Origin of the sequence: Massilia sp. BSC265 (assembly GCF_000740675.1) — a bacterium.
GTDB lineage: Bacteria > Pseudomonadota > Gammaproteobacteria > Burkholderiales > Burkholderiaceae_D > Telluria.
This window is the reverse complement of sequence record NZ_JPXI01000037.1, coordinates 290,916-308,530: the sequence shown is the minus strand read 5'-3', so window position 1 is coordinate 308,530 and position 17,615 is coordinate 290,916. Positions and strand designations below refer to the sequence as shown.

General features: G+C 66.2%; 11 protein-coding genes. All 11 read left to right on the top strand.

The annotated features are described in order from the left end of the window. The first annotated feature begins 9 nt into the window (after positions 1–9). The 11 genes from holA to MA09_RS18140 all read left to right on the top strand — a co-directional run bounded on the left by holA (position 10) and on the right by MA09_RS18140 (position 17,475). A complete protein-coding gene (holA, locus tag MA09_RS18190) occupies positions 10–1,023 on the top strand; it encodes a DNA polymerase III subunit delta (protein ID WP_036251553.1) in 1,014 nt (337 codons plus the stop codon). A gap of 69 nt (positions 1,024–1,092) precedes the next feature. Further along, positions 1,093–2,358, top strand: a complete 1,266-nt coding sequence (locus MA09_RS18185; RefSeq protein ID WP_036251551.1) for a glutamate-5-semialdehyde dehydrogenase — start codon at positions 1,093–1,095, stop codon at positions 2,356–2,358. A gap of 21 nt (positions 2,359–2,379) precedes the next feature. After that, positions 2,380–2,793: a CopD family protein gene (locus tag MA09_RS18180; RefSeq protein ID WP_036251549.1), complete on the top strand. Its 414-nt coding sequence runs from the start codon at positions 2,380–2,382 to the stop codon at positions 2,791–2,793. An 82-nt stretch (positions 2,794–2,875) separates the two neighbouring features. Next, positions 2,876–4,081, top strand: a complete 1,206-nt coding sequence (locus MA09_RS18175) for a class I SAM-dependent RNA methyltransferase (protein ID WP_373887855.1) — start codon at positions 2,876–2,878, stop codon at positions 4,079–4,081. Between the two features lie 7 nt (positions 4,082–4,088). Continuing rightward, positions 4,089–5,378 (top strand): multidrug effflux MFS transporter, encoded by a 1,290-nt coding sequence (locus tag MA09_RS18170; RefSeq protein WP_051933569.1) that lies wholly within the window; start codon positions 4,089–4,091, stop codon positions 5,376–5,378. Between the two features lie 332 nt (positions 5,379–5,710). Next, positions 5,711–7,885, top strand: coding sequence for an HDOD domain-containing protein (locus MA09_RS18165; RefSeq protein WP_036251544.1), 2,175 nt, complete (start codon positions 5,711–5,713; stop codon positions 7,883–7,885). A 4-nt stretch (positions 7,886–7,889) separates the two neighbouring features. Continuing rightward, positions 7,890–10,106, top strand: a complete 2,217-nt coding sequence (locus MA09_RS18160) for a bifunctional diguanylate cyclase/phosphodiesterase (RefSeq protein WP_036251542.1) — start codon at positions 7,890–7,892, stop codon at positions 10,104–10,106. 8 nt (positions 10,107–10,114) lie between these two features. Further along, positions 10,115–11,674, top strand: coding sequence for an SEL1-like repeat protein (locus MA09_RS18155; protein WP_081897671.1), 1,560 nt, complete (start codon positions 10,115–10,117; stop codon positions 11,672–11,674). Positions 11,675–11,831: 157 nt separating this feature from the next. Continuing rightward, entirely contained in the window at positions 11,832–14,591 is a 2,760-nt protein-coding gene (locus tag MA09_RS18150) for a pitrilysin family protein (RefSeq protein ID WP_036251539.1), read from the top strand. A gap of 161 nt (positions 14,592–14,752) precedes the next feature. Beyond that, positions 14,753–15,982, top strand: a complete 1,230-nt coding sequence (locus tag MA09_RS18145; protein ID WP_036251536.1) for a putative DNA modification/repair radical SAM protein — start codon at positions 14,753–14,755, stop codon at positions 15,980–15,982. Next, on the top strand, positions 15,979–17,475 hold the full coding sequence (locus MA09_RS18140; protein WP_036251533.1) for a UdgX family uracil-DNA binding protein: 1,497 nt from the start codon (positions 15,979–15,981) through the stop codon (positions 17,473–17,475). Before MA09_RS18145 ends, MA09_RS18140 begins: the two co-directional genes overlap by 4 nt. Positions 17,476–17,615 lie beyond the last annotated feature (140 nt).

The following is a 17,615-nucleotide window of genomic DNA, read 5'->3' as shown; positions in this document are numbered from 1 at the left end:
AACCGAGCGATGCAACTGCGGCCTGAGGCCCTCGAGGGCCACCTGGCCAAGGGCCTCGCGCCCTTGTACGTGATCACCAGCGACGAGCACCTGCTCGCGCTGGAAGCGGCCGACCGTATTCGCAAGACCGCGCGCGCCCAGGGCTATACCGAGCGCGACGTGCTCACGGTCGAGCGCAACTTCAAGTGGGGCGAACTGCTGGCGGCGAACCAGGCCATGTCCCTGTTCGGCGACAAGAAGCTGATCGAACTGCGCATCCCGAGCGGCAAACCGGGCAAGGACGGCAGCGCCGCCCTGCAGGGCTATGCGAAGGACCTGAGCCCGGACAACCTCACCCTCATCACCCTGCCCAAGCTGGACTGGCAGACCGCCAAGGCCTCGTGGGTGGCGGCGCTGCAGCAGGCGGCGGTCTACATCGAGATCCCGAACGTCGAACGCGCCCAGCTGCCGGGCTGGATCGGCATGCGTCTCTCGGCGCAGGGGCAGAGCGCCGAGCGCCAGAGCCTGGATTTCATCGCCGACCGCGTCGAGGGCAACCTGCTGGCCGCGCACCAGGAAATCCAGAAGCTCGGCCTGCTCTACGAGCCGGGCAAGCTGACGTTCGAGCAGGTGCATGACGCCGTGCTCAACGTGGCGCGCTACGACGTGTTCAAGCTGTCCGAAGCGATGCTTCTAGGGGACCCGGCGCGCCTGGCACGCATGCTCGACGGATTGAAAGGCGAGGGCGAAGCGCTGCCGCTGGTCTTGTGGGCCGTCAGTGAAGAAATCCGCACGCTGCTAAAATTAAAATCCGGGATGGCGCAGGGGCGCCCGCTGGGCGCACTGCTGAAGGAATACCGCATCTGGGGGCCGCGCGAGCGGATGATGGAACCGGCGCTGCGGCGCGTGTCGATGGCGACGCTGGAAGCGGCGCTGCAGGAGGCGGCGCAGGTGGACCGGATGGTCAAGGGCTTGCGCGCGAAAGCGTTTGCGGGCGATGCATGGGATGCCATGCTGCAGCTGGCGCTGCGGGTGGCACGCTAATACGCGCGGCTGTTTCGATGCCGGTTGACCCTCGGTCAAATCACATTTGATTCATAAACGGGCTAAACGATGGACATCACCGAACACATGCACTCCATGGGCCGCAAGGCCCGTGCCGCTTCGCGCGCGATGGCGCGGGCCGACGGCGCCACCCGCAACCGCGCGCTGCTCCTGATCGCCGACGCCATCGAGCGCGATGCCGCCGTGCTGCGCGCTGCCAACCAGCAGGACATGGACGCCGCCCGCGCCGGCGGCCTGGAACCGGCGCTGCTCGACCGCCTCGCGCTGTCCGACGGCGCGATCAAGACCATGGTCGAGGGCCTGCGCCAGATCGTCACGCTGCCCGACCCGGTCGGCGAAATCACCAACATGAAGTCGCGCCCGAGCGGCATCCAGGTCGGCCAGATGCGCGTGCCGCTGGGCGTCATCGGCATTATTTACGAGGCGCGCCCGAACGTGACCGTCGACGCGGCGGGCCTGTGCATCAAGAGCGGCAACGCGGCCATCCTGCGCGGCGGTTCGGAAGCGATCCATTGCAATCGCGCGCTGGCCAAGCTGGTGAGCGAGGGCCTGCAGGGCGCCGGCCTGCCGCTGGATGCGGTGCAGGTGGTCGACACGACCGACCGCGCCGCCGTCGGCGCCCTGATCACCATGCCGCAGTACGTGGACGTGATCGTCCCGCGTGGCGGCAAGGGCCTGATCGCGCGCCTGATGAACGAGGCCACCGTCCCGATGATCAAGCACCTGGACGGCATCTGCCACGTCTACATCGACGACAAGGCCGACATCGCCAAGGCCTTGCCGGTGGCCTTCAACGCCAAGTGCCACCGCTACGGCACCTGCAACACGATGGAAACCCTGCTGGTGGCGCGTTCCATTGCCCCGGCCGTGCTGCCGCGGCTGGCGGAGCTCTACAAGACGAAAGAGGTCGAGCTGCGTGCCGATGCCGAGGCGCATGCGATCCTGGCCGGCTACCCGTATCTGGCGCATGCCACCGAGCAGGACTGGAGCCTTGAGTACCTGGCGCCGATCCTGGCGATCCGCGTGGTGGAAGGGCTGGACGGCGCGATCGACCACATCAACACCTGGTCGTCGAAGCACACCGAGTCGATCATCACCGAAGACTACAGCGCAGCGCTGCGCTTCCTGCGCGAGGTGGACTCGGCCTCGGTGATGGTGAACGCCTCGACGCGTTTCGCGGACGGCTTCGAATACGGGCTGGGCGCGGAGATCGGCATCTCGAACGACAAGCTGCACGCACGCGGCCCGGTCGGTCTGGAAGGGCTCACCTCGCTCAAGTACGTCGTGTTCGGCCACGGCGAAGTTCGCCAATAACAAGAAACAAGAAAGAACCGCATGTATCTCTGGATCAAGGCCCTGCACATCGTCTTCATCGCGTCCTGGTTCGCCGGGCTGTTCTACCTGCCGCGCATCTTCGTCAACCTGGCCCAGGAAGCCAATCCGGCGGCGCTCGAGCGCCTGCTGGGCATGGGGCGCCGCCTCTACCGCTTCACCACGATCCTGATGGTGCCGGCCCTGGTGCTCGGCCTCTGGCTGTGGCTGGGCTACGGCATCCAGGGCGGCTGGCTGCACGCGAAGCTGGCGCTCGTGATCCTGGCGATCGGCTACCATCACGCCTGCGGCTCGCTGCTGAAAAAGTTCGAGCGCGGGGCGAACCAGCGCAGCCATAAGTGGTACCGCTACTTCAATGAAGTGCCGGTGCTGCTATTGCTGGCGATTGTCATCCTGGTGGTCGTCAAGCCGTTCTAAACAGAATCATCCGATGTTGAAGCCACCGGTGCGGACCGGTGGCACCTGGCTCATTTTTATCAACGGACAAAGGGTACCCCTCATGGCCTCATATTTCTGCCCATGCCCGCGCGGCATGGAAGCGGCACTTGCCGAAGAACTGGGCGAAATCGCCCAGCAAAGCACTACCATGCGCGTGCACAACCAGGTGCCGGGCGGCGTGCACTGCTCCGGCTCGCTGGTGGACGCCTACCGCATCAACCTGCACTCGCGCATCGCCTCGCGCGTCCTGATGCGCATGGGACAGCGCAGCTACAACAACGAGAACGACATCTACGACCTGGTGCTCGAGCAGCCCTGGGAAGACTGGTTCGCCGTACATCACACCATCCGCGTCGACGTCACCGCCGTGAAGTCCCCGCTGAAGAGCCTCGAGTTCACCACGCTGAAGATCAAGGACGCGGTCTGCGACCGCTTCCGCGACCAGTTCAACAAGCGTCCCTCGGTCAACACCCGCGAGCCGGACATGCGCATCGTCGGTTTCCTCGACCAGCGCAACTTCATCATCTACCTCGACACCTCTGGCGAAGCGCTGTTCAAGCGCGGCTGGCGTGAAGAGACCGGCGACGCGCCGCTGCGCGAGAACCTGGCCGCCGGCATGCTGCGCGTGGCCGGCTGGAAGCCGGGCATTCCGCTGTTCGACCCGATGTGCGGCTCCGGCACCATCCTGATCGAAGCGGCCCAGATGGTGCAGGGCATCCCGCCGGGTGCGCGCCGCCGCTTCGCCTTCGAGAAATTCGCCGACTTCGACCGCGAAGCCTGGGCGGCGCTCAAGGCCGAGATCAAGCCGAATCCGCTGCCGAGCGAGCCGACCATCTTCGGCTCCGATATCTCGGGCGACATGGTCGCCATGACCCGTCACAACCTGAAGATCGCCGGCATCCTGTTCGACGTGCCCCTGAAGCAGATCGAGGCCCAGCACGTTTCGCCGCCCACCTCCCAGCCGGGCATCCTGCTGACCAACCCTCCGTATGGGGAGCGGATCGGCGTGCGCGGCGACTCCACGGTGCCGCAGGACGAGATGGCGGTGTCCTTCTATTCGGCGCTGGGCACCACGCTGAAGCAGCGCTTCGCCGGCTGGACCGCCTTCCTGTTCACGGCCGACCTGCAGCTTCCGAAGCTGCTGCGCCTGAAGGAATCGCGCAAGACCCCGTTCTTCAACGGCGCGCTGGAATGCCGCCTGTTCCGCTTCGACATGGTGGCCGGTTTCAACCGCCGCGAGGAAGCCAAGCCAAAACAGGAGCAATAAGCCCTTCATGCTGCCGCCGACCGACCCCGACCACTTGCCCAAGGATCCGGTCACGCCGGTCCCGCTGCCCCCGCCCCACAAGATCGCGATGCTCACCGCCGGCGGCCTGGCCACGCTGCTGGCCGCGCTGTCGATGCTGGGGCCGTTCTCGATCGACGCCTATCTGCCGGCCTTCCCGCAGATCCGCGCCGAACTGAACGCCTCGGCGCTGGAAGTGCAGCAGACCCTCACCGCCTACATGCTCGCATTTGCGGGCATGGTGCTGTGGCATGGCGCGCTGTCCGACGCCTTCGGACGGCGCAACGTCGTCCTGTTCGCGCTGGTCGTGTTCGCGATCGGCACTTTCGGCTGCGCGGCGGCCAGCTCCGTGCACTACCTGTGGGTGTTCCGCATCATGCAGGGCGTGTCGGCGGGGGCGGGCGTGGTGGTGGGCCGCGCCATCATCCGCGACCTGTATTCCGACGCCGAGGCTGCGCGCCTGCTGTCGATGGTGACCATGATCTTTTCGATCGCGCCGGCCATCGCGCCGGTGCTGGGCGGCTGGATCGTGACCCTGGCCGACTGGCGCGCGATCTTCCTGGCGCTGTGCGCCTACACCGTCATCCTGGGCTGGTTCTGCTGGAAGCACCTCCCCGAGACCGTGCCTCAGGAAAAGCGCCAGCCTTTCAACCCGCGCTTCCTGGCCCAGAGCTACGGCGCCATCTTCAGCTCCTTCCTGTTCCACATGAAGTCGGGCGTGGTGGCGCTGAACTTCGCCGGCCTGTTCCTCTACATCGCTTCGGCGCCGGTGATGCTGCCCGAGCACCTGGGCCTGGGCCCCTCGCAATTCGCCTGGCTGTTCGTGCCGACCGTGAGCGGCATCTTCCTGGGCGCGCTGGCGGCCAACCGCATGGCGGGCAAGCTGGGCTTCGCGCGCCAGATCCGTATCGGATTCTTCTTCATGCTGGGGGCGGTCGCCTTTAACGTGATCTACCACAGCTTCCTGCCGCCTTCGCTGCCCTGGAGCGTGGCGCACATGTTCTTCTTCACCTTCGGCAGCTCGATCATCGCGCCGGGCGCCACCTTGATGGCGCTCGACCTGTTCCCGCACATCCGTGGCACCGTGGCTTCGTGCCAGTCCTTCATGACAACCCTGGCGGGTGCGATCGTGGCCGGCCTCATCTCGCCGATGCTCTCGCATTCGGTGCTGTCGCTGGCGCTCGGCCAGGCCGGTTTCACGCTGCTGTCGATCGGCCTGTGGGCCACGGCACGCCGTTACCGGCGCCAGAAGATCCGCGACGGCCACCCGATGCCCTAGTCCCCGGGTGGTCGCAATCCGTGATCTGGTCCACGGGACCAGATCACCCTAGTATGAAATTAAATTTCATATATGCATGCATATGTGAAATAATCTTTCATCTTTATCCAAATACCCTGATCACGTCTCTCACTTTAGAGCGACGTCTCGACAACACTTTTTACAGAAAGTATTGTTCCCGAGCAGAAATGTCTATATGCTAAGATAAGTTTTTCATGCTCAGAACAAACGTTTAAACATTGTTCTGTTTGCTAGATGAACGAGCAAGACTGTGTGGCAACCCGTCCTGGGCTGCCTAGGACAACCCTCGACAAGCGGCCACGTTTGAGACCATGCAAGCTTCGGATCAAGATATCCGCAATCGTCTGCTGATTGCCCGTCTGCCGGCAATGCCGCAGATCCTCGTGCGTCTCATTGAACACCTGCAGGCCGACGACCTCGGCATGCCGGAACTCGCCGCCCTGATCGCGAAGGATGCCGGGATGACGGGCAAGCTGCTGGCCGTTGCCAACAGCTCCGCCTACCAGCGCCACCACCGCAACGTCAACCTCGAGCAGTCCCTGGTCGCCCTCGGCACCGACATGATCAAGACGCTGGTCATCAGCGATTCGGTGTTCCAGACCTTTAATAACTTCCCGCATTCCGGCAGTACCGACCTGCGCGCCTTCTGGAAGAACTCGCTGAGCACGGCCGTGATCGCGAAGGAGATCGCGCGCACCGTCGAGTACCCGCACCTGGAAGAAGCCTACCTGGCCGGCCTGCTGCACAACGTCGGCCGCCTGGCCCTGCTGGCGACGGCCCCCAAGGAATACGGCTACAACTTCACCGCGCGCGACGACGAGGACCTGTGCGCCGTCGAGCAGCGCACCCTGCAGATCACCCACGCCGAGGCCGGCGCCTGGCTGATCGAACGCTGGCAGCTCGACTCCTTCCTGGCCGACGCGGTGCTGTACCACCACGAGCCGAGCGAGCGCCTGGAGTCGGCCCATCCCTTGATCCGCATCGTGCGCCTGGCCCATGTGCTGTCCAGCCATGCAAGCGACGAGACGGCGGTATGCGAGGCTGCGGCCTTGTGCGGTATCGACGGCGAGCAGGCCGCCCGGATGCTCGAGGGCGCCGCGCGCCAGGTCGAGAAGGCCGCCGCCCACCTCGGCATCGACCTGGCTGGCGCCGACGACGTTCCGGCGCCGCCGGCGTATGCCCCGCCGACGCTCGACCCGGTGCAGCAGCGCCTGTCCGAAGAAGTGCGCAACATGGTCCTGGTCTCGGAAGTGGGACAAAGTTTCGCGCGCCAGCAGGGCGAATCGGGCCTGCTGGAAGCGATGACGCGCTCGGCGCGCATCCTGTTCGACTTCGGCAATGCCGTCGTCCTGCTGGAGAACCCGACCGGCCACGCCCTGGTGGGCGCACCGACCCAGGGCAGCCAGCGCATTGCCGAATTCGCCGTGCCGCTCGCGAAGGGCGGCGCGATCGCCAAGAGCGCGCTGGAGCGCCGTCCGGCCTTCATCGGGCGTGACGGCGAATCGCTCGGCCTGGCCGAAGAACAGCTGCTGCGCATGCTCGGCACCGACAGCCTGGTCTGCGTGCCGCTGGTCGCCGGCGCGCGCTGCCTGGGCGTGCTGATCGGCGGCATCGCCGCCTGGCAGGTCCCGGCCTGCCAGCGCCGCGAGCGCTTCATGCAGTCTTTCGGGGCGCAGGCCGCCACCGCCCTGGAGAACATGCTGTCCGAGCGTGGCCATGCCAGACGCCAGCTGGCCCACGTGGCCGAGGAGTACCGCGAGGCGTCGCGCCGCGTGGTGCACGAGGTGAACAACCCGCTGTCGATCATCAAGAACTACCTGAGTGTCCTCGACAGCAAGCTTGCGCGCCAGGAGCCGGTGAGCACCGAGATGTCGATCCTGAACGAAGAGATCGACCGCGTGGGCCAGCTGGTCAGCAGCCTGGCCGAGCTCAAGCCGAGCGAAGCAGGACCGCGCCCGACCGACGTCGCCAAGGTGGTGGACGAGGTGCAGCGCCTGTTCCGCAGTACCGGCTTCGTCCCCAGCACGGTGGACATCGCGGTGACCATGCACGACGAGGCGACCCGCATCGAGGGCGACGCCGACGTGCTCAAGCAGATCCTGGTGAACCTGGTGAAGAACGCCATCGAGGCGCTCGGCACCGCTGGCGGGCGCGTGGACATCGTCAACCGCGGTCACGTGAACCGCGAGCGCCAGCTCTACCTGGAACTCGTGGTCAGCGACAACGGCCCCGGCCTGTCGCGCGAGGTGCTGGCCCACCTGTTCTCGCCGGTGAAGAGCACCAAGGACGGCGCCCACCACGGCCTGGGCCTGTCGATCGTGCACAGCCTGGTCAAGAAGCTGGGCGGCCACATCGCCTGCCGCAGCGGCCGCAGCGGCACCGCATTCGAAATTCTCCTGCCGGCGTGGTCCGGCGCCAGCACTGCAACTGGCACGGGCCTCAGTGGTCCTGTAGCACTGCCGGCGCGCGCGCTCGGTTCCGCATAAGATCATGATCAACGCGCACAACGCCATGTCCGAGCCGGCTCCATACAGCCCGACGCTCGACACCGACAATCAGCCACGCCTGCTGCTGGTCGACGATGAACCGCGCCTGCTCTCGTCGCTGTACGAGCTGCTGCGCGACCGCGGCTATTCCCTGACCACCGCATCCTCCGGCAGCGAAGCCCTGGCCCACCTGTCGCGCCTGCGCTTCGACCTGGTCCTGCTCGACCTGCGCCTGCCCGACATCGGCGGCCACGAGATCATGGACTTCATCAACCAGAAGGGCATCGACGCCGACGTGATCGTGATGAGCGGGGAGGTCGGCATCGACGCGGCGATCGGCGCGCTCAAGCGCGGCGCCTACGACTACCTGCGCAAGCCCTACGCCAGGGAAGAGCTGCTGGCCACGGTTACCAACGCACTGAAGGGCCGCCGCCTGTCGCTCGAGAACCAGCGCATGGCCACCCAGCTGGAAAACTCCGAGAAGATGTACCGCTACCTGGTGGACTCCTCGCCGGACATCATCTACACGCTGAACCACGAAGGCCGCTTCACCTTCGTGAACGATCGCGCCTACCAGCTGCTCGGCTACTCGCGCGACGAGCTGCTCGGCAAGCACTATTCCGTGCTGGTGCATGAGGAGGACCTGGAACGCGCGCGCTACGTCTTCAACGAGCGCCGCGTCGACGAGCGCGCCTCGCGCAACGTCGAGCTGCGCCTGAAGTGCCGGAAAGGCTGCGGCAACAGCGCGGAGCGCACCTTCAACAACACCCTGATGACGATCTCGCTCAACGCGATCGGCATGCACGTGCCGGACCAGGAAGTGAAGAAGCTCGAATTCTTCGGCACCTACGGCGTGGCCCGCGACATCACCGACCGCAAGCGCGCCGAAGAAGTCATCTCCTACCAGGCCTACCACGACATCCTGACCGACCTGCCGAACCGCATCCTGTTCAAGGACCGCCTCGGATTGGCGGTGATCCAGGCCAAGCGCAAGAAGACCGAGCTGGCCGTGATGTTCATCGACCTGGACCGCTTCAAGCTGGTCAACGACACCCTCGGCCACGTGAAGGGCGACGAACTGCTGCAGCAGGCCGCCACCCGCCTGAAGGGCTGCCTGCGCAAGGGCGACACGCTGGCGCGCCAGGGCGGCGACGAATTCACCATCGTGCTGCCGGAATTGCGCGACCGCGACGACGCGCGCATGGTCGCCGAGAAGTTCCTCGAGACCCTGCAGGAGCCCTTTGACCTGGACGGCCACGAAGTGCACATCTCGGCCTCGATCGGCATCGCGATCTACCCGACCGACGGCGAATCGATCGACGAGTTGCTGCGCCACGCCGACATCGCCATGTACCAGATCAAGGCGCAGGGCAAGAACGGCCACAGCTTCTACCACACCTCGATGCTGGACATCTCGCACCAGAAGATCGCCCTCGAGCAGGCGCTGCGCCGCGCGCTCGAGCAGGACGAGCTGGAGATGTACTACCAGCCGCAGATCGACGCGCTCACCGGCCGCATCGTCGGCGCCGAGGCGCTGATGCGCTGGAACCACCCGACCCGCGGCCTGCTGTCGGCCGGCGAGTTCCTGCCGTTCGCGGAAGAGAACGGCCTGATGCTGCCGATCTCGGACTGGATGATCGGCGCGCTGTGCCGCGACATGCTCCAGTGGAATGCTTCCGGCACCGACCACGTGCGCCTGTCGCTGAACCTGTCGCCGCAATACCTCGACCGCGGCGACTTCTTCGAGAAGATGCGCAACGCCCTGGTGCGCTATGGGATCGCGCCGGGCCAGATCGAAGTCGAGATCACCGAGAACATCTGCATCCGCAACCCGCAGTACGCGATCGAGCAGCTGAACAAGCTGTGCCAGCTCGGCGTGTCGGTGGCGATCGACGACTTCGGCACCGGCTATTCGTCGCTGTCCTACCTGCACCGCTTCCCGATCCACACCGTGAAGATCGACCAGTCCTTCGTGAAGGAGATCCACGAGGAAGGCGGCCACTACCCCGTCATCCTGGCGATCATCTCGATCGCGCGCGGCCTGGGCCTGAACCTGATCGCGGAAGGCGTGGAAACCGAGGAACAGGCACGCTACCTGCGCGCCAACGGCTGCATGACCATGCAGGGCTACCTGTACTACCGCCCGATCCCGCTGGGCGAATTCATCAAGTCGCTGCGTACCCAGCCGACGCTGTTCGGCCTGCGCGCGGTCCAGGCCTGAGCGCCGATATGCTCGATATCCCTGCCCAAGCCGGCGACATGGATGGACCCAAGGTGGAACCACACTACAGCGCAGAATTCCTGCGCGTAAAAGAGATGGCCGAGCGCGGCGTGCCGAGCGCCCAGCACAGCCTGGGCTTCATGTACGCGAGGGGCCAGGGTGTGTCCCAGAACGACGAGTTGGCTGTCGCCTGGTACCGCATGGCGGCCAGCGCCGACCTCGAGCTGGCGCAATACAACCTCGGTGTGATGTACCAGAAGGGCCAGGGCGTTGGCCAGGACTACGGCCAGGCCGCCTACTGGTACCGCCGCGCGGCCGAACAGGGCTACGCGCCGGCGCAGTACAACCTGGGCTGGCTGTATGCGAAGGGCCAGGGCGTGCCGAACGACGTGCAGCAGGCGCTGCACTGGTTCAGCCAGGCAGCAAGCCAGGGAGAACCGGGCGCGCAGCACAACCTCGGCATGATGTACGAGACCGGCAAGGGCGTGCCCCAGGACCAGGGGGCGGCCACCGAGTGGTACCGCCGCGCCGCAAGCCAGGGCTATGCGCGCTCGCAGTTCAGCCTTGCGCTGCGCAGCAGCGGCAGCCAGGCCGTGGACTGGTTCCGCAAGGCCGCCGAGCAGGGGTATGCGCCGGCCCAGTTCAACCTCGGCCTGCGCTACGACAAGGGGCAGGACGTCGAGCAGGACAGCGCGCTTGCCGTCCTGTGGTACGGCCGCGCCGCCGAGCAGGGCCATGCCAGTTCCCAGTTCAACCTCGCCCTGGTCTACGACAGCGGCCACGGCGTGCCGCGCGACGAAGCGCTTGCCCTGCACTGGTACCGCAAGGCGGCCGAGCAGGGTCATGCCGGCGCCCAGGACAACCTGGGCGTGCGCTACGAGCACGGGCAGGGCGTCGACCGCGATCCGGCGCAAGCCGCGCACTGGTACCGCCAGGCCGCCGAGCAGGGCCTGCCCTCGGCCCAGTACCACCTCGGCCAGCTCTTCGATGCCGGCAGCGGGGTGCCGAACGATCCCGCCCAGGCCGCCCACTGGTACCGCCAGGCGGCCGAGCAGGGCCACCTGCGCGCCCAGTTCGACCTCGGCCTGCGCTACGAAGGCGGCGTCGGCGTGGCGCGCGACGAGGCGCAGGCGCTCGAGTGGTACCGCCGCGCCGCGCACCAGGACTACGCGCCGGCGCAGTACATGGTGGGCGTGCTGCTGGACCGCGTCGAGCATGCCGATCCGCGCGAGGCCACCGACTGGTTCCACAAGGCCGCCGACCAGGGCCACGCGCTGGCGCAGTTCGAACTGGGCCTGCGCCACGACTGCGGCAAGGGCATCGAGCGCGACTACGAGGCGGCGCATTTCTGGTACCTGTGCGCGGCGCGCCAAGGGCATGCGCGCGCCCAGTTCAACCTCGGCGTGATGTACTCGGCGGGGCAGGGCGTGCAGCGCGACCTGGTCGAGGCCTATGCCTGGCTGCAGCGCGCCGGCGGCGCGGGCGTGGCCGCGGCGTCGAGCTACCTGAAGAAGATCGCGGCGCGCATGGAGCCGCAACTGCTGGCGCAGGCGCAGGGGTTTTCCTGACACGCCGGGCTGTTCCCACGGCCCAACATATGCATCCGCTTCCTCTGGCGCGAGCTCAGCGTTTCCTGTAGGGTGGTCGGCTAAGCCGACCGCGCGTCCAACCGACGCGTGATTCGACGGGACGCATACATACAACAACCTGTCCACGAGACGCCCCATGAAAAAACTCGCCCTGCCCCTCCTGCTCGGTCTCGCGGCCGCAGCAGCCCTGCCTTCCCACGCCGCAGCACCTGCCACGAAGCAAACCGTCTTCGACCGCAAGGCCTACAGCATCGACCATAAGAAATTCGTGCTGCCGAACGGCCTGACCCTGCTGGTCCATACCGACCACAGCGTGCCGGTGGTCGGCGTGAACATGTGGTACCACGTCGGTTCGCGCAACGAGAAGCGCGGCAAGACCGGCTTTGCCCACCTGTTCGAGCACTTCTTCTTCAACGGTTCCGAGAACTATCCGCACGGCTTCCGCGAGGCGATGGACGACCTCGGCGCGAACAACCGCAACGGCACCACCAACACCGACCGCACCAACTTCTTCGAAGACGTGCCGGTGTCGGCGCTGGAACGCACCCTGTTCCTGGAATCGGACCGCATGGGCTTCCTGGGCAACTACATCTCGCAGGCGATGCTGGAGCGCGAGCGCGGCGTGGTGCAGAACGAGAAGCGCCAGGGCGAGAACCAGCCGTACGGCCGCGTGCGCATGGAAATCTCGGCCAAGATGTATCCGTACTCGCACCCGTACTCGTGGTCGACCATCGGCTACATGGAAGACCTGCAGGCCGCCTCGCTGGACGACATCAAGGAGTGGTACCGCACCTACTACGGCCCGAACAACGCGGTGATCTCGCTGGCCGGCGACATCACCCCGGAACGCGCCTATGAGCTGGTGAACAAGTACTTCGGCGCGATCCCGCCGGGCCCGCCGCTGCCGCGTACCGAGAAGTGGATTCCGCAACTCGACCGCAACATCCGCGACGAAATGGAAGACCACGTGCCGCAGGTGCGCATCTACCGCAGCTGGCACACTTCCTCGTGGAAGGATGCCGACACCCAGCGCCTGAACCTGCTGGCCGGCGTGCTGGCCGGCTCCAAGAACGCGCGCCTGGACAAGCGCCTGGTGTACGAGAAGGGCATGGCAACAAGCGTCTCGGCCTATGTGAACGATGCGGAACTGGGCGGTACCTTCAACCTGTCCGTCACCGTCAAGCCGGGCGTCGATCCGCTCGAGGTCGAACGCGAGATGGAGCGCGTCGTAGCCGAGCTGCTCGACAAAGGCCCAACCGAGGCTGAGCTGAAGCGCGTGAAGACCCGCGACCTGGCCGATTTCGCGCGCAGCCTGGAGCGCGTGGGCGGCATGGGTGGCCGCAACGACGTGCTGGCCGAGAGCCAGACCTACGGCGGCAAGCCGGACGCCTACCTCGACCGCCTCGAGATCTTCGCCACCAGCACCCCGGCGCAGGTCAAGGCCGCAGGTAATCGCTGGCTGAAAGCCAACCACTACACGATGACGGTGCGCCCATCAAGCAAGCTGGCCGCGACCAAGTCCACGCTGGATCGCAAGAAGCTGCCTGGCCTGGGCGAAGCGCCCGACGTCAAGTTCCCGGCGCTGCAGCGCGCCCAACTGAAGAACGGCCTGAAGGTCGTGCTCTTGGCCCGCCACACCGCGCCGATCGTCAACGTTTCGCTGGCGGTCGACGCCGGCGCTGCCTCGGACAGCACCGCCAAGGCCGGCGCTGCCTCGCTGGCGCTGGACCTGCTGGACAAGGGCACGAAGAACCGCGACGCCTTCGCGCTGTCGGACGCGCTGGAAAACCTGGGCGCGCGCCTGAGCACCGCTACCTCCCAGGACCAGTCGCTGGTGCGCCTGCAGGCGACCAGCGCCAACCTGGCGCCTTCGCTGGCGCTGATGGCCGAAGCCGCGCTGACCCCGAGCTTCCCGCAAGAACAGTTCGCGCTGTCGAAGAGCCGCCGCATCGCCGGCATCGCCCAGGAAAAGGCCCAGCCGAACAGCCTGGCCCTGCGCCTGATTCCAGCGCTGCTGTACGGCGCCGAGCATGCCTACGGCAAGCCGGCCTCCGGGTTCGAAGGCAGTGTCCAGGGTCTCACCCGCGACGACCTGATGGCATGGCACGGCACCTGGTTCAAGCCGGGCAGCGCCACCATCGTCGTCGCCGGCGACACCACCATGGACAAGCTGCTGCCGGCACTGGAAGCGAGCTTCGGCAAGTGGCAGCAGGGCACCGCTCCCGCAAAGCAGATGGCAGTCGTGCCGGCAACCCAGGGCAAGCGCCTGATCCTGGTGGACAAGCCCGATGCACCGCAGTCGACCATCGTCGCGACCCACATCTCGCAGGCTTACGGCCAGCCGGAAGACCTGGCGATGGAACCGGTGATGACCAACTTCGGCGGCATCGCGACCTCGCGCCTGAACCGCAACCTGCGCCTGGACAAGCACTGGAGCTACGGTACCCAGGCCCGCCTGCCCGACGTGCGCGGCCAGCGTCCGTTCTACATCATCGCACCGGTGCAGACCGACAAGACGGTCGAGGCGATGCGGGAAGTAGCCAAGGAACTGCGCGGCGTGGCGGGCGAGCGTCCGCTGGTGGGTACCGAGTACGAAAGCATCATGCGCAACATGACCTCGCGCCTGCCGGGCCGCTTCTCCACCCTGGCCGCACTCGAGGCGGCGGGGCTGGAAACCGTCAACCTCGGCTTGGCCGACGACTACTGGACCAGGTACGCATCGAACGTGCGCGCGCTGAAGCCGGAGCAGCTCGCCGCGGCATCGTCCAAGTTCATCAAGCCGGATGAAGCGGTGTGGATGGTGATTGGCGACCTGCGCAAGATCGAGGCGGGCGTGCGCTCGCTGGGTTGGGGCGAGGTGACCGTGGTCGACGCGGACGGCAAGCCGCTGCGCTGATCGGACCGCGTTGTTGTCCTGGAAAGCCCGGTCTGATGACCGGGCTTTTTACCATCTCGTCCCGTGTTTGAACCGTCATCAAGAGTGTCCGCTTGAGCCATTCGACCCTGTGCATACGCGCCCGATAGTATACTGTATGTCCATACAGTTCAATGCGTGCGATGGAACTCAACGACAAACTGGAAATCCTGGCCGACGCTGCGAAATACGACGCGTCCTGCGCCAGCAGCGGCGCGCCGAAACGTTCGTCCGAGGACAAGGACGGCTTCGGCGCCACCACCGGCATGGGCATCTGCCACAGCTACACGCCCGACGGCCGCTGCGTCTCGCTGCTGAAGATCCTGCTCACCAACTTCTGCATCTACGACTGCCAGTACTGCATCAACCGCCGCAGCTCCAACGTGCCGCGTGCCCGCTTCTCGGTGGAAGAAGTGGTGAAGCTCACCCATGATTTCTACGTCCGCAACTACATCGACGGCCTGTTCCTGAGCTCGGGCATCATCCAGTCGGCCGACTACACCATGGAGCAGCTGGTGGCCGTGGCGCGCCAACTGCGCGAGGTGCACGGGTTCCGCGGCTACATCCACCTCAAGACCATTCCCGACGCCGACCCGGCGCTGATCGAGGAAGCGGGCCGCTGGGCGGACCGCCTGTCGGTGAATATCGAACTGCCGACCCACGACAGCGTGACCCGCCTGGCGCCGGAAAAGAACGTTCACACCATCAAGCTGGCGATGGGCTCGATCCGCCGCAAGCTCGACGAAAAGCTTGAAGAGCCGAAGGCGCCGAGCTTCGCGCCGGCCGGGCAGAGCACCCAGATGATCGTCGGCGCCGATGCCAGCGACGACCACACCATCCTGAATACCGCCGAGACGCTCTACGGCAGTTATAAACTCAAACGCGTGTACTACTCGGCCTTCAGCCCGATCCCGCAAAGCCCGAAAAGCGTGCCGGCCGCTCCGCCGCCGCTGCTGCGCGAGCACCGGCTGTACCAGGCCGACTTCCTGCTGCGCGGCTACGGCTTCACGGCGGGCGAACTGATGCCGCAATCCGGCAACCTGGCGCTCGACGTCGATCCCAAGCTGGGCTGGGCGCTCAGCAACCGCGAGCACTTCCCGATGGACCTGAACCGCGCCGACGAGACCATGATCGCGCGCGTGCCCGGCATCGGCATCCGCAACGCCAAGCGCATCGTGGAGCTGCGCCGCATCCGCCGCATCCGCTGGGAAGACCTGTCGCGCCTGCGTTGCAGCATGAAGAAGCTGGCGCCCTTCATCGTCACGGCCGACTACAAGCCCACGCAAGGCGCGGCCAGTTCCCACATCCTGCGGCGCCACCTGGCCGATGCGCCCGAGCAGATGAATTTGTGGCCGGAACTGCAGGCAGCATGAACGCCGCCGCCATCGCTGCAACCGGCGGCCAGCCGCTGGCGGTGGACAGCTTCGCCGAATGGCGCGAGGCGGCGCGCGAGCTCCTGAAGGCCGGCGTGCCGCCCGAGGCGGCGAGCTGGGGCACCCTCGAAGGCGGTGACCTGTTCTCGGGTGCGCCGGCCGGGCCCGGGCCGGACGATAATCGGGGCACCCGATTGCAAGAAGCGCAATCGCCAGCACCGCCGGCTGCACGCGTGCCTCGATCGCTGCTGGAGATGCTCCAGAAAGCCGCGTGCTTCCGCGCCCCGGACCGCTGGGCTTTTCTGTATCGCGTGCTATGGCGCTGGACGCACGGCGAGCACGATGTGCAGTCGCCCGCCGATCCCGACGGCAGCCGCCTGCACGGCATGGTCAAGGCGGTGCGCCGCGAGGAGCACGACATGCATGCCTACATCCGATTCCGCGAGCGTCCGCTTGGAGCAGGCGACCCACGCTTCGTCGCCTGGTTCGAGCCGCGCCACGACGTGCTGCCCCAGGTAGCCGAGCATTTTGTCGCGCGCATGGGCAAGACCAGCTGGATGATCGCCACGCCCGAGGCCAGCGTGCTGTGGGACGGCCACACCCTGCACAATACCGGCCCCTTGATGTCGAGCGCGGCCGAACTCGACGATGCCGGCGAGGCGCTCTGGCTCACCTATTACCGCAGCATCTTCAACCCGGCCCGCGTCAATGCCCAGCTGATGCAGAGCCACATTCCCTCGCGCTTCTGGAAGAACCTGCCGGAAGGCGCGATCGTGCCCGCGATGGTGAGCCAGGCGGAGCTCGGCGCGCGCAAGATCGGGCAGGTCGAGGCCGTGGGCCGCAGGAGCGGCGCCACCATCCCGATCTCCGCTGAGACGGCGCAGCCGGACCGCGAGCAGCCGTCGAAGATCGACGAGTGCCGACGCTGCGAGCTGTGGCAGTACGCCACCCAGGGCGTGGGCGGGGAAGGGCCGAAGCATGCCCCGATCATGGTCGTCGGCGAGCAGCCGGGCGACCAGGAAGACCTGGCCGGCAAGCCTTTCGTCGGCCCGGCCGGCAAGCTGCTCGACCAGGTGTTCGCCCAGGCCGAAGTGGACCGCAAGTCCATCTACCTCACCAACGCCGTCAAGCACTTCAAGTGGGAACCGCGCGGCAAGCGCCGCCTGCACAAGACCCCGGTCCAGCGCGAGATCGAGGCCTGCCACTACTGGCTGGAAAAAGAGCTGGCGGCCGTCAAGCCGAAGGTCATCGTCGCCATGGGCGCGACCGCGCTGAAGTCCGTGATGCGCAAGGGCACAGTGGCGCTGAAGGACTTCCTCGGCAAGCCGGTCCGCGTCGACGGCTGCTGGTTGGTGACCATCTACCATCCCTCCTATGTGCTGCGGGTGCCGGACGAAGCATCCAAGCAGGAAGCCTTTTCGGTCATGGTAAAGGGCCTGAAGCTCGCGCACGAGCTGCTGGAGCGCCCCGACGTGCCGGAGGAACCAGCGTAAATTTATTGGATTTGCCGAATGTTGCGCCGGTGACGCAGAACCGTAAAAATCTCGTTATCGAACTCGCCACAATTTCGTGAATATTCACAATCGTCTCGTAGAATTTCCACACGGCATTAATTGCTGAGCGAGCGGAGCGC